Source organism: Mucilaginibacter sp. P4_C11 (assembly GCF_056402115.1).
In genome coordinates, this window is sequence record NZ_JBFUIA010000001.1 from 61,041 (window position 1) to 74,968 (window position 13,928).

15 protein-coding genes are annotated in these 13,928 nt (G+C 42.0%); 11 read left to right on the forward strand and 4 right to left on the reverse strand.

Going from position 1 to position 13,928, the window contains the following annotated elements:
- Positions 1-10: 10 nt before the first annotated feature.
- Positions 11-442 carry a DUF5655 domain-containing protein gene (locus tag AC1DU2_RS00305; protein ID WP_477382302.1) on the forward strand — a complete coding sequence of 144 codons (432 nt, stop codon included), beginning with the start codon at positions 11-13 and terminating at the stop codon, positions 440-442.
- 83 nt (positions 443-525) lie between these two features.
- A complete protein-coding gene (locus AC1DU2_RS00310; protein WP_477382304.1) occupies positions 526-951 on the forward strand; it encodes an endonuclease domain-containing protein in 426 nt (141 codons plus the stop codon).
- Positions 952-1,036: 85 nt separating this feature from the next.
- On the opposite strand, the gene AC1DU2_RS00315 is transcribed toward AC1DU2_RS00310, so the two are convergent.
- Both AC1DU2_RS00315 and AC1DU2_RS00320 read right to left on the reverse strand, forming a co-directional pair.
- Positions 1,037-1,663 carry a phosphatase PAP2 family protein gene (locus tag AC1DU2_RS00315; RefSeq protein ID WP_477355602.1) on the reverse strand — a complete coding sequence of 209 codons (627 nt, stop codon included), beginning with the start codon at positions 1,661-1,663 and terminating at the stop codon, positions 1,037-1,039.
- A 259-nt stretch (positions 1,664-1,922) separates the two neighbouring features.
- The gene (locus tag AC1DU2_RS00320) at positions 1,923-3,872 is read right to left on the reverse strand and encodes a KUP/HAK/KT family potassium transporter (RefSeq protein WP_477355599.1); all 1,950 of its coding nucleotides are present in this window, start codon (positions 3,870-3,872) and stop codon (positions 1,923-1,925) included.
- A 473-nt stretch (positions 3,873-4,345) separates the two neighbouring features.
- Here AC1DU2_RS00320 and AC1DU2_RS00325 point away from each other — a divergent pair, with 473 nt between their 5' ends.
- The 9 genes from AC1DU2_RS00325 (at position 4,346) to AC1DU2_RS00365 (ending at position 12,061) form a co-directional block, all read left to right on the forward strand.
- A complete protein-coding gene (locus AC1DU2_RS00325; protein WP_477355596.1) occupies positions 4,346-4,810 on the forward strand; it encodes a T9SS type A sorting domain-containing protein in 465 nt (154 codons plus the stop codon).
- A 162-nt stretch (positions 4,811-4,972) separates the two neighbouring features.
- Positions 4,973-5,584, forward strand: a complete 612-nt coding sequence (locus AC1DU2_RS00330) for a fumarylacetoacetate hydrolase family protein (protein WP_477382305.1) — start codon at positions 4,973-4,975, stop codon at positions 5,582-5,584.
- A gap of 175 nt (positions 5,585-5,759) precedes the next feature.
- A complete protein-coding gene (locus tag AC1DU2_RS00335; protein ID WP_477382306.1) occupies positions 5,760-7,481 on the forward strand; it encodes a M23 family metallopeptidase in 1,722 nt (573 codons plus the stop codon).
- Positions 7,482-7,495: 14 nt separating this feature from the next.
- Positions 7,496-7,957: a thioredoxin-dependent thiol peroxidase gene (gene bcp / locus AC1DU2_RS00340; RefSeq protein WP_477382307.1), complete on the forward strand. Its 462-nt coding sequence runs from the start codon at positions 7,496-7,498 to the stop codon at positions 7,955-7,957.
- A gap of 56 nt (positions 7,958-8,013) precedes the next feature.
- Complete coding sequence (locus AC1DU2_RS00345) at positions 8,014-8,859, forward strand: transketolase (protein ID WP_477355584.1); 846 nt, start codon at positions 8,014-8,016, stop codon at positions 8,857-8,859.
- A gap of 147 nt (positions 8,860-9,006) precedes the next feature.
- Positions 9,007-9,972: a transketolase family protein gene (locus AC1DU2_RS00350; RefSeq protein ID WP_477382308.1), complete on the forward strand. Its 966-nt coding sequence runs from the start codon at positions 9,007-9,009 to the stop codon at positions 9,970-9,972.
- A gap of 27 nt (positions 9,973-9,999) precedes the next feature.
- Positions 10,000-10,554: an RNA polymerase sigma factor gene (locus tag AC1DU2_RS00355; RefSeq protein WP_477382309.1), complete on the forward strand. Its 555-nt coding sequence runs from the start codon at positions 10,000-10,002 to the stop codon at positions 10,552-10,554.
- A 61-nt stretch (positions 10,555-10,615) separates the two neighbouring features.
- Entirely contained in the window at positions 10,616-11,569 is a 954-nt protein-coding gene (locus tag AC1DU2_RS00360; RefSeq protein WP_477382310.1) for a hypothetical protein, read from the forward strand.
- A 12-nt stretch (positions 11,570-11,581) separates the two neighbouring features.
- The gene (locus tag AC1DU2_RS00365) at positions 11,582-12,061 is read left to right on the forward strand and encodes a hypothetical protein (RefSeq protein ID WP_477355575.1); all 480 of its coding nucleotides are present in this window, start codon (positions 11,582-11,584) and stop codon (positions 12,059-12,061) included.
- 160 nt (positions 12,062-12,221) lie between these two features.
- Here the strand turns inward: AC1DU2_RS00365 and AC1DU2_RS00370 are convergent, their stop codons facing one another.
- Together AC1DU2_RS00370 and AC1DU2_RS00375 are read right to left on the reverse strand one after the other, a co-directional pair.
- Entirely contained in the window at positions 12,222-12,788 is a 567-nt protein-coding gene (locus AC1DU2_RS00370) for an L-threonylcarbamoyladenylate synthase (RefSeq protein WP_147056466.1), read from the reverse strand.
- On the reverse strand, positions 12,781-13,908 hold the full coding sequence (locus AC1DU2_RS00375) for a glycosyltransferase family 4 protein (protein WP_477382311.1): 1,128 nt from the start codon (positions 13,906-13,908) through the stop codon (positions 12,781-12,783). Before AC1DU2_RS00375 ends, AC1DU2_RS00370 begins: the two co-directional genes overlap by 8 nt.
- Between the last annotated feature and the right edge of the window lie 20 nt (positions 13,909-13,928).

Below are 13,928 nucleotides of genomic sequence, written 5' to 3' on the forward strand. Positions count from 1 at the left end.
CAATAACTTTATGTGGATATGCCCCATTTGCAGCCGCGAATTTGCAAACACCAACCAGGTACACTCCTGTCGCGAACGTAACCTGGGTGATTTTTTGCAGGGTAAATCCGCCCATACGGTTGAATTGTTTGATTACCTGGTAGAAGAACTTTTAGCCATGGCGCCCATCAAAGTCTATCCTACTAAAAGTATGATAGCATTTGGCCTGCGCACCAATTTTGCCTACGTTACCCAATTAGGTAAAAACTTTATTGATGTGGTTTTTCCGTTTAATGAAATATATGCCGATAACCTCTGCTTCAGCAAAATAAAAACAGTACCCGGCACTAACCAGCACAATCATTATTTCAGGATGTATTTGAAGGAGGATATTAATGAGGAGGTGAGAAAGTATATGAGAAAAAGCCTCACCCAAACCCTCTCCAAAGGAGAGGGCTTTTGATTTGCAAGGCTGGTTTTGGCAGTCCCGTTCAAATAATAGATTCTGATTTTATGATATAAAATATAATCGGTTCAATTAGTTTCATGAGTAAAAATGATGTAAATATTACCGGCATTAAAAGCAAGTGGCAAGGATTCGAAACTGCCGACCTTATTTTATGGGAGATTCTTAAAGAGAATTCAAAGGCAAACAGGCGGCACCCCACCGAAGCAGAAAACATGATGTGGCAAATTTTAAGGAATAATAAAACCGGCTATAAAATAAGAAGGCAGCACGCCATTGATGGTTATATTGCTGATTTTGTTTGTTTGGGAAAAGGATTGGTCATTGAGGTAGACAGCGGGTATCATCTGTTTACCAAAGAACAGGATGATTTAAGAACTTCTGTTTTAAATGAATTAGGTTTTCACGTTATCCGGTTTACTAACGACCAAGTTTTAAAATATCCTCAAAATGTGTTTCTGAATATCAAAGAAATATTAGATAAACAACCCAACAGAAAAATTTAGCCAGACCTTTTCCTTGGTATTGATTTGGGTTTAAAAGCTTGAATTTTAGAAAAATACGTAGTGCTATTAGAGATATATTACGCGTTTAGTAAGAACCCTCTCCTTTGGAGAGGGCAGGGTGAGGCCTCTTCCCCACAATCCATTTCTGTAACTTCCAGGTAAGATATGCTGAGCCAGCGCCAACTATTGCCCCGCCCAGAACATCACTTGGGTAGTGCACACCCAGGTACATTCGTGAATAGCCTACAGCGCTGGCAAATGCAAACGATGGTGCTATCACGTACCATTTAGGAATAGCCAAACTTAAGGATGTAGCGGTCGAAAATGCGAAAGCAGTATGTCCCGACGGGAATGACGGGTCTGTTGGGTATTCTTTGGCATAAATCACATCCGGGTGGGTAACAAAAGGCCGCTCGCGGTTAAATATTTTTTTAGCAGCAAAGGTTGCGCTACCTGCAACAATAAACGACGCGGCTGTTTGCAACCCGCTTATTTTAAGGTTATCATCGTGGTTAATATAGCCGGCAACAATTAAACTTATAGGGGCGGCTACGTTTACAATAACAGCTTTATCGCTTATAAATTTCCACTTACTATCGGCACCACTTGGCGGCCCGTTAATAGCTTTAAGCAGGTTGAGATCGGCGCCCTGGGCAAATAAACCAGTTGCAAAAAACAGGGCTAATAAGGTTAATTGTATCTTTTTGTTCACAGGATATTACTTCAGCTTTGTAAATATGTGAAAACAATCTGTAGTAATACTGAATTTATTTACCCTACCCTACTAAAAGGAGAAAGTTCAAAAAAACAGGCGTTAACTATGCTCGCGACAACGATACTTCGAAAAATCAGCACAAAAAGGTAGTAAACAAAAAAGTCCTCCCGAACAGGGAAGACTTTATTTAATTTTTCTACTTCAGCAAAAACAGCTTCAAATCGGCCCCTCCATTTTGGAAAGGGTGTGACGAGCCCTAATTTACCCTATGAATTTCAATAGCATCAGGTATCGATAACATTAACGGTACTTTTTCAACCGTAACAAAGCTTAAATCCAAACCAAAGCCACGTTCTTCTGAAAGGCTTAAATGCTTCAGGTAAACATAAAAATCCATGATAAAGCGCTCGTAAAATGATAAGCTGTGCGAGCGGGAGAAAATTTTCTCAATCACCACAAACCTAAAATCACCAACAATTTTATGCTTATTTAATGATTTGTAATGGCTGGTGATATCAACTTCACCTTTCTTAACCAGGTCTTCAACCACTTTACGGAACAACAGGTTAATTTGCTGCTCAACCCGGAAGCCCAGTTTAAAATCGATACGGATCAGTTTATTAGGGATCAAAAAGTCAACCTCGTATTCGCGTTTGTAAGGCTCATCCACTACATCAACGTGAACCAGCCAATATACATCGGCCCGTTTTGGTTGCTTCTGTAAAATGGAGTAAACAATTTTCGATTCAATTTCCGAGTTAAAATTAGCGCTGGTTAAGTACACCAGTTGCGATGCATATTTAGGCACGCTTTCGTCGGCGCTCAGCTCGTTAATGATGTTGTAATAATCATCAATTCCAACAAATTTAACATAACGATTCCTGATCTTACGGGCAGTATGCCATGTCCACATCACCGTGAACAAAACAAAACCTATCGAAAGTGTAAACCAGCCTCCATGCAAAAACTTAACCAGGTTACCTGTCAGGAAGGTACCTTCAATAACCAGGTAAATTGCCAAAAATGTATTGATGATGTAGTTTGGTACCTTTTTCCTTTTCAGGAATTTTGATACCAGTATAGTGGTCATCAACATGGCTACGGTGATACTTAAACCATAAGCCGCCTCCATTTTATCCGAATGGCGAAATATTAGCACAACACCCAAACAGCCGGCCCAAAGCAGCCAGTTAACACTTGGCACATATAATTGCCCTTTTTGCTCAGATGGATAATTAATTTTCACTTTTGGCCAAAGGTTAAGCCTTACAGCCTCGGCAATCAGCGTGAACGATCCCGATATCAGCGCCTGGCTGGCAATAATAGCAGCTACGGTAGCGATACCGATACCAAATATCAAAAACCACTCCGGCATTATTTTATAAAAGGGGTTGTTCACGTTAAGGTCCATCACCGATCCGTTACTTTGCAGCAACCAAACCGCCTGGCCAAGGTAGTTTAAAATTAAACACGCTTTAACATAAATCCAGCTGATGCGGATGTTTTGCTTACCGCAGTGCCCCAGGTCAGAGTATAATGCTTCGGCCCCGGTAGTACACAAAAACACAGCACCCAATATAATAAACGCGTTGTGGCTATTTGTTGAACTTAACAATTCGTAAGCATAGTAAGGGTTAAGCGCCCTGACGATGCCTGGCGAATGTACGATGTAGGAGATACCGAGTACGCCCATCATCGTAAACCAGATAAACATAATTGGCCCGAATGCTTTACCTACCAGCGATGTACCAAATTGCTGTATAATAAACAGCCCGGTAATAATGGCTATCACTATTTTAACAGTTGGTAAATTGGGGTAATAGGTTTGCAAACCCTCAATAGCCGACGATATGGTAATGGGCGGCGTAATAATACCATCGGCAAGTAACGCGCAACCACCTACAACGGCAGGTACTATAAGCCATTTGGCTTTACGGCGCACCAACGAGAAAAGCGAAAAAATGCCACCTTCGCCCTTGTTATCGGCGCGCAGCGTTATTACCACATACTTTAGGGTAGTTTGCAGGGTTAACGTCCAAAATATAAGCGAAACTCCGCCTAATATTAATGTTTCTGAAATGTGGTTGGTGCCAACAATGGCTTTGAATACGTATAATGGCGAGGTACCAATATCACCGTAAATTATTCCTAAACTGATGAGCAGACCAGCTGCCGACAGTTTTTGCAGATCTTTATGATTTGACACTATGTGTTAGTTTGAGACGGCAAAAATATTAATTTTTTACATTTCAAAGTCAAATTATCAAGAATTCATGAAGAATTAAGAAGTTTTTTATAAATAATGTAAATTTTATGGGTATTTAATAAACAATAATGAAGTAATTGGAACCCAATGATGTATATTAATATAAATGTTAAAAAATCAAACAAAAAAAAGCGCCAAAAGCTATCTTTTTGAATTCCTTTAATAAATGTATAAAAAACACTATTTCATTCAAACTTAAATTAGGATTAAACGTATAAGGGTTTAGTCAGTCTATACTATAAAACAGTCCTCATTGTTAAATTTTGTTAAAAACATTAACAAAAACGTCAATTTCTTAGGCCGTGAGGGCATTATTTATACTTTTGTACGGAAACTTAATAATGAGGCGAAAAATTACTTACCCTTTTACTTACACATATGCATGGTCCGTATTAATTGCGATGGCAATTTTTATGAATTTTGCATTTGCCAAAGGGATTGCGTCTCCTCAAAAAGCCGATGCCAACAAATTTAAAAGCGATACCGTTTATCACGTAACCAAAACCAAAGGCGGTAAACCTTCTTATTTAAAAAACGGCCTTCACCTGGCATTGCCACCGTTAAAACCTGCGGTAACATCAACGGCGAAAGTAAATGTATCACGGCCTGATGATAAATTGTTAAACGATGTGCAGCTATACCCCAACCCGGTAACCGATCAGCTCAACCTTAAATACACCATAAGCCGCAACACCAATGTTACTGTTAAAATAATGGATGTTTTGGGCAACGATATTACTACCGTATTTAACCAGCGTGTTGAAGGCGGCGACCATAACATAAACTACCAAATTAATAACAAGCTTACCCGGGGCTTTTATTTTGTACGCGTAGTAGCCGGTACCGAATCGGTTATCAAACGGATCTCTGTTTTATAGTCATTAGTCATTGAGTCATCGGCGCTTTTATTGTTTTGATTATCGAAACTATTTTTTCACCAACCCGAGAGGCACCAATGACAGCGAAGTGAAATGACCAATAACGCGAAGCACTGAACTCAACCTTTTTTTTTAGCTTTGGCATTTAAGCATATCGTATATATGAAGATTATTGCCATAGGCCGCAACTATGCCGAACATGCCAAAGAGTTAAATAACCCGGTGCCAACTGTCCCGGTTATTTTCATGAAGCCCGACACCGCACTTTTAAAAGATAACAAGCCTTTTTACCATCCCGATTTTTCGGAAGATATCCATCACGAGATTGAACTGGTGTTAAAGGTGAGTAAAGAAGGCAAGCACATTGGCGAGAAATTTGCCGCCGGTTATTATGACGAGATAGGCCTGGGAGTTGATTTTACCGCCCGCGATATCCAAGCCCGCCATAAAGAAAAAGGCTTACCATGGGAACTGGCCAAGGCTTTTGATGGCTCGGCGCCAATCAGCAACTTTGTGCCCAAGGCTACTTTTCCTGATATCTATAATATCAATTTCAAGCTGGATATTAATGGCGAAACCAGGCAGCAGGGTAATACCAACATGCTGCTTTTCAGCTTCGAGAGTATCATCGCCTTTGTATCCCGCTATATCACCCTAAAAAAGGGCGACCTGATATTTACCGGCACACCTGCAGGCGTAGGCCGGGTAAAGGTTGGTGACAGGCTGGAAGGATATATCGGGGATGAAAAAATGCTGGATTTTTGGGTGAAGTAGAAAATGCACCTGTTGTTGTGTAGAGACGCATAATTGCGTCTCCGCACGCAAATCACACATGCAAATTAACCAAGCCTGCCATGGAAATCTGCCCCGTCTGGCGGGAAACGCAATTATGCGTCTCTGCGTTAGGAAATAACAACATTATTGAATTAAAACTATTCCGCTATCAAGCATGGTTAAAAAAACAATTATCCTCCTCTCCATAGTATTTTCAGGCATCTACACACACCTGCTGGCGCAAACAGCCACCATACAAAGCAGACCATACCCGCAAAATTATTTTCGCTACCCGCTTGATTTACTACCGCATACTACGGCCGGTTCCTTTGGCGAATTACGGCCGGCGCACTTCCATTCCGGGCTCGATTTTAAAACCAACCAGCGTACCGGCTACCCGGTTTACGCGGTAAATGATGGCTATATATCAAGGGTGCGGGTTCAGTTTGGCGGCTTCGGCAGGGCTATTTATATTACGCACCCTAATGGCTATACTACGGTTTACGGTCACCTGCAAGCGCTTACGCCTGCTGTGGCGGCGCTGGTAAAAGCCTACCAGTATGAGCATCAAACCTACGAGGCCGATTTTAAATTAGGCCCAACTCAGGCTGCCGTTTGTAAAAACGATGTGGTTGCCATCTCCGGAAATGCAGGCGCATCTGCCGGCCCGCATGTACACTTCGAGATCAGGGATACACAAACTGAGGAAACCATCAACCCGCAATTGTTCGGGTTAACCATTCCAGACCAGGTGCCCCCTACTATCACCTCTATCGGCATCTATCACCTTAATGGCAACCCCTTTAGCGAAAAAACACCGCGAGAGTTTATGGGTGTTACCGGGGCAGCGGGTAATTATCATTTGACCAAACCACAGGTATTGCATTTAAGCGGTAACGTAGGCTTTGGCATCAATACTACGGATATGAACAGCACATCGGCCAACCACAACGGCATCTACTCGCTGGAGTTGAAGCTGGATGGCCAAACCGTGTACACCTTCGCGGTAGAACGTTTCGCATTCGATCAAACCCATGCCATCAATGCTTATATCGATTATCCATCATACACGCTGGAGCGACGCTGGATGCAAAAATGCTTTATTATGCCGGGCAGTCATATCTCGCTGTACCCGCAATCTGTTAACCGGGGTATTATCACCTTTAATGATAATGCACTGCATGATGTTGAGTACGTTGTTAAAGATGTAGCCGGCAATACATCAACCTTAAAATTAAAAGTGCAGGCAAGCCCGTTTAATGCAACGGCCAACAAAATAGCCGGCACTTTATTTCACTACGATAAAAAGAGCGAGTTTAGTATGGATAAGGTAAAGATTACCGTGATGCCCGGTAATTTGTATGACGATCTTGATTTTATCTATTCCGTTTCGCCAAAGCCACAGGGTGCCTACTCGTCGTTACACCATATCCATAACCGCCTTACCCCAATACACGAAAATTACGAACTTTGGATAAAGCCCGAAGTTGATTTGGGCAAGTATGCAGATAAGGCCGTTATTGTAAGCACCACCGTGGGCTGCGTTGGCGGCTACTACCAGGATGGCTGGGTAAAAAGCCAGACCAGCACCTTTGGCGATTATTTTATTAAATTGGATACCGTGCCACCAGTGATTCACCCGCTAAATATAAAGGATGGCAGCAATATGAAGGCCGCCCGCACCATCAGTTTCAGGATGAGCGATAACCTTTCGGGCATTAAAACTTACACCGGAACCATTGATAATAAGTGGGTTTTAATGGAATTGGATTATAAAACTAAAATTCTAAGTTATACCTTTGGCGGCGATATTACACAGGGTAAGCATACCTTTAAACTGGTTCTGGTAGATAACAAAAACAACTTTGCAGATTTTACTGCAAAGTTTTACAGATAATACCTCAAAAAACTATGTCAACATTAAAAGAAGGCGATAAAGCCCCCGACTTTACAGCAAAAGACCAAAACGGAAAAACCGTATCGTTATCTGATTATAAGGGCAAAAACGTAATCCTATATTTCTATCCAAAAGACGATACCCCCGGATGTACTGCAGAATCATGCGATTTCAGGGATAACTACCAATCGTTGCTAAGCAAAGGCTACGAAGTGATTGGCGTAAGCACCGACGACGAAAAATCGCATAAAAAATTTGAAACCAAGTATAGCCTTCCATTTACCCTGATTGCCGATGAAGAAAAATCTATTGTAGAGGCCTACGGCGTATGGGTAGAGAAGAATATGTATGGCAAGCAATATATGGGCACCGCCCGCACTACCTTCATTATTGACGGCGACGGCACTATTAGCCACGTTATCAGCAAGGTAGATACCAAGAACTCATCACAACAAGTGCTCGACTTAGTAAAATAAGTGTTAAAAGAACAATAATTATTTTTACTTTAGCCGTTCAGTTTCCTAAATTAATAATGAAATCAACAATTCAAGACTTAGAAAAAACCGCGTCGCAAATCAGGCGCGACATTGTACGTATGGTACATGGTTGTCAATCGGGCCACCCAGGTGGATCATTAGGTTGCACAGATTTTTTTACCGCCCTTTATTTCGAGGCGATGAACCACGATCCTAAATTCAACATGGATGGTATTGGCGAAGACCTTTTCTTTTTATCAAACGGCCATATTTCGCCGGTGTTTTACAGCACCCTGGCGCACGCAGGCTATTATGATAAAGCAGAACTGGCAACTTTCCGTAAGCTGAATACCCGCTTACAGGGCCACCCCACCACGCATGAGCATTTACCTGGAATACGCATTGCATCCGGCTCATTAGGCCAGGGCTTATCTGTTGCTATTGGCGCTGCTTTGGCTAAGAAACTGAATGGTGATAAATCATTAGTATACACTTTACACGGTGATGGCGAGTTACAGGAAGGCCAAATTTGGGAAGCAGCCATGTTTGCACCGCACAACAAGGTTGATAATTTAATTTCGACTATTGATGTTAACGGCCAGCAAATTGACGGGCCAACCAACCTGGTATTATCATTGGGCGATTTGCATGCCAAATGGGTAGCCTTTGGATGGGATGTTTTGGAGATGAAAGGTAATGATATGGCCGATGTTGTTAAAACATTGGAATTGGCTAAAAGCCGCACAGGCCAGGGCAAACCTATTATGATATTAATGCACACCGAAATGGGTTACGGCGTTGATTTTATGGTTGGCAGCCACAAATGGCACGGTGTTGCCCCTAACGACGAGCAGCTTAAATTGGCATTGGCACAGTTAGAAGAAACTTTGGGCGACTATTAGGCTGTGCATGTTTTTTAGGTTGTACGTGGGACGTTTTACGTTCTACGTTTTCCAGAAAGCACAAAACCCATCAGTTAACGTACCATTTAAATAACACATGCCACGTAAAACGTATAACGTCTCACGTAAAACCCTATCTCAACAGAAATGAAAAAGTACACCTATACAGATAAAAAAGATACCCGCTCGGGCTTTGGCGCCGGGTTGCTGGAAGCCGGCAGAAAAAACGACCAGGTGGTTGCACTTTGCGCCGACCTTATTGGATCGTTAAAAATGAATGATTTTATTAAAGAATTTCCTGAACGCTTTGTACAGGTTGGTATTGCCGAAGCAAACATGATGTGTATTGCCGCAGGTATGACCATTGGTGGTAAAATACCTTTTACAGGTACTTTTGCCAACTTTTCAACTGGCAGGGTTTATGATCAAATTCGCCAGTCAATTGCTTACTCAAACAAAAACGTTAAAGTTTGCGCGTCGCACGCTGGTTTAACTTTGGGCGAGGATGGTGCAACCCACCAGATATTGGAGGATATAGGCATGATGAAAATGCTGCCCGGGATGACCGTAATTAACCCTTGCGATTATAACCAAACCAAAGCGGCTACCATGGCTATTGCCGAATATGAAGGCCCGGTTTATTTGCGTTTTGGTCGCCCGGTTGTTCCTATTTTTACAGATCCTGACCAAAAATTCGAGATCGGTAAAGCGTGGATGGTAAACGAAGGCGCAGATGTTACTATATTTGCCACCGGTCACCTGGTTTGGGAAGCTATTTTAGCAGGCGAAAAACTGGCGGAAGAAGGTATTGATGCCGAGATTATTAACATCCACACCATCAAACCTTTGGATGCCGAAGCCGTATTAAAATCGGTAGCTAAAACACGTTGCGTGGTAACTGCCGAAGAGCATAACCGCCTTGGTGGTTTGGGCGATAGCATAGCGCAATTGCTGGCTGTTAACAACCCTACCCCGCAGGAATTTGTAGCGGTGAACGATAGCTTTGGCGAAAGCGGCACACCTGAGCAACTGATGACCAAATACGGTTTAGATGCAGAACATATTGTGTTGGCCGTGAAAAAGGTTATCGAAAGAAAAAACAAAAATGCTTAATTAGCATTTAACTATAAAAATTATAAAATGTCGGTGCAGGTAGAAGATTCAGAGATTTTAAGCAAATTCCAAGACGAGCGGACGCGTAATGAAGCGTTTAACCTGTTGCTTAAAAAATACCAGCAAAAAATTTACTGGCACGTAAGGCGCATGGTTATTGATCATGACGATGYAGACGACCTTACCCAGGATGTTTTTGTAAAAGTTTGGAAAAATCTGCTGGGCTTCAGAAATGACGCGCAGCTGTATACCTGGATGTACCGCATAGCATCCAACGAATGCATTACTTTTTTGAATAAGAAAAAACTTAAAAATAATGTTTCGTTGGATGATGTTGCGTATGAACTTGCAGATACGCTTGCAGATTCAAGCTATTTTAATGGCGATGCGGCACAGCGCAAATTGCAGGAGGCATTGCTTACCCTGCCCGAAAAACAAAAGCTTGTATTCAACATGAAATATTATGAGGATATGAAGTATGAAGAAATTTCGGCAGTTTTGGGTACAAGTGTAGGTGCTTTAAAAGCGTCTTTTCACTTGGCTGTCAAGAAGATAGAAGCATATTTAATCTCGAAAGATTGAATTCAGAATTAATTCAGAATTACGTTAAACCTTTTAGCACTTTGTTCATCTATAGTTATGTATGAAAAGCGATATGGACAATAGGGAATGGCTGGATGACTATAAGTCACTAAAGCAGGTTGACGCAAGCAACCCGTTTTTGGTGCCTGCTGGCTATTTCGATGAATTAGCGCAGCACATAACGTCACGCATCAGGCTGGAAGAGCTTAAAGGCTCATCCGAAGGGTTTACTATTCCTGAAAATTACTTTGAACAATTAAACAGCAACATACAAAGCCGCATTAATATCCAGGCAGCTTTAGGTACTGAAGAGACCGGTTTTATTACGCCCGAAAATTTTTTTGACGAACAAGCCAGCCAAATCCAAAGCAGGATTGCCATTGAGCAATACGTGAGTAATGACGCTGAAAGCTTTAGCGTTCCCGAAAATTATTTCGAGGAACTGGATAATAACATCCAAAGCAGGGTGGCTATCGAAGAATTCTTAGATGGCCAGGATGAAGGTTTTGCGGTCCCTGAAAATTATTTTGACGAGTTAAGCAGCAATATCCAAAGCCGAATAGCGGTAGAGGAGCTAATGAACAATGACGCCGAAATTTTTACGGTACCGGCAAATTATTTTGAGCAGCTAAGCCAAAACATTTTAAATAAAACAGTTAACGAGGTTATAACCGTTGAGTTTGAAGAAACCGACAATGTTATAAGCTTTAAACAGGCTGTTGATAAACGCAGTATTGTGCGCAAGATGCTTGCATCCGGTACATTCAGGTATGCTACTGCGGCATGTTTCGCGGTTTTGATAAGTATTACTGTTTTGCTTAAAGGCAATTCTGTACCAGATCATAACCACTCATTTTTACATGAGCAGGTATCGTCTGTACCGGTAGATGAAATAAAAAGCTACCTGGAATTGCACAGCGACGCAAGCGACACCCGCACGTTAATAGATGCCAATCAGAAAAGTAATAGTTCCAACGTGGACGAGAATCTGTCGGATTATATAGATGCTAATTAATAAGGAGTTTTAATGGTTAAATTGATCAGGCATATTTTTACGGTACTTTTTTTTGTAGCAGTGGGCTACCAATCGCACGCGCAGGAACAATTGGTACCTGCCGGACGGGTTGCCCCCAATACAAAGCTTAAAAAAGGAACAGGTGCCAAGCTTGAGGCAGCCCGCAACAACTACATTAGCAGGCAGCTTGACCTGAGCGATGCCGAGGGCCGCAAATTTTGGCCATTATACCGTTCATATCAGCAGGAATTAACAGCTGTACGCATCCTGAAGCGCTTAAACAACTCCAAAGCGGCATCAAACGGTACTGAGCAAATAGATAAAGAAATTTATTACGAAAGCCAGCTGGTGGCCATCCGCAAGCGTTACAGAGACGCCTTTGCTAAAATTCTCCCACCCGAAAAAGTGAGTATGCTTTACAAAAGCGAACAGGAATTTAATGATGAACTTATCAAACGCCTAAGCGAAAGCAGCGAAAGAGCGGGGAATTAGTCATTAGTCATTAGTCATTAGTCATTAGTCATTAGTCATTAGTCATTAGTCATTAGTGGGAATGACTTTTGGGAATCTTTGTTTTGATTACTTTTCAAAAGTCTTTTCCGAAAGCCCAAAATCTTGATACCTGATACTAACTACTTGATACTATCTCCCCCTACCTGCGTATAAACTCAAAACTCCCGTCAGGCGCCAGTTTCATGATGGTTGATGGATTGCGGATCTCTTTGCTGTGTTGCTCCAGGTCAACCACATAGTCAACCCCATCGATGATTTCCTGGTCAATTTGCGAAAAATATTGGGGCGAAGGCTTACCGCTGATGTTGGCCGATGTAGATACAAGAGGCTTGCGCAGCCGCTGTATCAATTGTTTGCAAAACTCATGATTGCTTACGCGTATAGCTACGCTCCCATCGGCAGCTATCACAGCAGGCGATAAGTTTTTTGCCCCTGGCATTACCAGCGTTAAGGGGTTTTCGGCATATTCAATCAGGTCATAAGCCAACGGGTTTACTTCCTGTACGTAGCTTTCCAGCTTGTTTTCGGTATCAACCAATATCACCATACTTTTAGCCTCATCGCGCTGTTTAAGGCGAAATATTTTTTTGATGGCTTCGGTATTGGTGGCATCACAACCTATACCCCAAATGGTATCTGTTGGGTACAGGATAATGCCTCCATCTTGTAATACTTTAAATGCGTTGGCAACTTCATCTCTAAGCATTGTTCAATATATTAGTGTATAGCTGCTGCAATTGCAGGGCCAGTTTATCATCGTTAAAGTTGGCGACATGCTCGATGCCCCGGTTAATCATTGTTTGCCTTAAAGCATCATCACCAAGTATCTGGTTCACTTCTTTAGCTAAACCGGCCGCGTCATCAGGGTCAACATATCGGCTGCCGGCTCCGCCAGCTTCTTCCAGGCATGATCCTGTGGTAGCTATAACCGGGGTGCCGGAGTTTAAAGCCTCCAATATCGGAATACCAAAACCTTCGTATCTTGAAGGATATATAAAAACCGACGCTAATTGATAAATGACCGGCAATTCATCAAACGGAATATCTCTTAAAAAAACAACACGGCTGGTTAAATTACCGGCAGCAATGTAGGCGTTTACTTCGTCTGTGTATTTTGTTGGTTTACCAATTACCACTAAAGGGATATCGCCATCAATGTTTTTTAAGGCTATTACCGTTAGCAACAGGTTTTTACGTTCTTCGATCGTGCCTATGCTCAGCAAAAATTTATCGGGCAGGTTGTATTTTAACTTTACCGCGGCTTTTTGATCGGGTGTTTTTGTAACGTCAAATATAACGTCGCAGCCCTGGTAAATTATTTCAATTTTTTGGGGGTTGATGTCTAACAGCTCTACCAAATCGGCCTTGGTTTTTGCGCTTATAGCGATGATTTTATCGGCTACCTTGCAGGCGTATTTTACTTTGGCGAGGTAAATACGATAATTAAACCAGCCAAATTGCTTAGGGTAGCGCATAAAAATAAGGTCATGTATCGTGACAACCGACCGTATGCCGCTACCGGCAATGCCCGAGGGTAACTCATGACTAAGGCCATGATACAATTCAATCCCATCGCGCCGCAAATCCTTAACAATTCCTTTGCTACGCCACCAGGAAGTAAAAAATTTGCTGGCAGGCGTTAAAGTAAAAACATTGCCATGATCACCCAAAAACTTAAGTCTTACATTTGGTTTAGCTTTTGGTGTATATAAAAAATAGGCGTTTTCGGGATGGAAATATGCCAGCGTTTTAATAAGCCAGCGGCTGTAGTTTCCGAGGCCCGTATTATTATAAAAGGCCCGCTTGGCATCGTATCCTATTTTCATGTTGTACGTTTTACGTTGTA

Coding starts and splice junctions, on each gene's coding strand:
- AC1DU2_RS00325 (WP_477355596.1), top strand. CDS start 4,346: ATGAATTTTGCATTTGCCAAAGGGATTGCGTCTCCTCAAAAAGCCGAT.
- AC1DU2_RS00360 (WP_477382310.1), top strand. CDS start 10,616: ATGAAAAGCGATATGGACAATAGGGAATGGCTGGATGACTATAAGTCA.
- AC1DU2_RS00345 (WP_477355584.1), top strand. CDS start 8,014: ATGAAATCAACAATTCAAGACTTAGAAAAAACCGCGTCGCAAATCAGG.
- AC1DU2_RS00375 (WP_477382311.1), bottom strand. CDS start 13,908: ATGAAAATAGGATACGATGCCAAGCGGGCCTTTTATAATAATACGGGC.
- bcp (WP_477382307.1), top strand. CDS start 7,496: ATGTCAACATTAAAAGAAGGCGATAAAGCCCCCGACTTTACAGCAAAA.
- AC1DU2_RS00365 (WP_477355575.1), top strand. CDS start 11,582: ATGGTTAAATTGATCAGGCATATTTTTACGGTACTTTTTTTTGTAGCA.
- AC1DU2_RS00350 (WP_477382308.1), top strand. CDS start 9,007: ATGAAAAAGTACACCTATACAGATAAAAAAGATACCCGCTCGGGCTTT.
- AC1DU2_RS00310 (WP_477382304.1), top strand. CDS start 526: ATGAGTAAAAATGATGTAAATATTACCGGCATTAAAAGCAAGTGGCAA.
- AC1DU2_RS00370 (WP_147056466.1), bottom strand. CDS start 12,788: ATGCTTAGAGATGAAGTTGCCAACGCATTTAAAGTATTACAAGATGGA.
- AC1DU2_RS00330 (WP_477382305.1), top strand. CDS start 4,973: ATGAAGATTATTGCCATAGGCCGCAACTATGCCGAACATGCCAAAGAG.
- AC1DU2_RS00305 (WP_477382302.1), top strand. CDS start 11: ATGTGGATATGCCCCATTTGCAGCCGCGAATTTGCAAACACCAACCAG.
- AC1DU2_RS00335 (WP_477382306.1), top strand. CDS start 5,760: ATGGTTAAAAAAACAATTATCCTCCTCTCCATAGTATTTTCAGGCATC.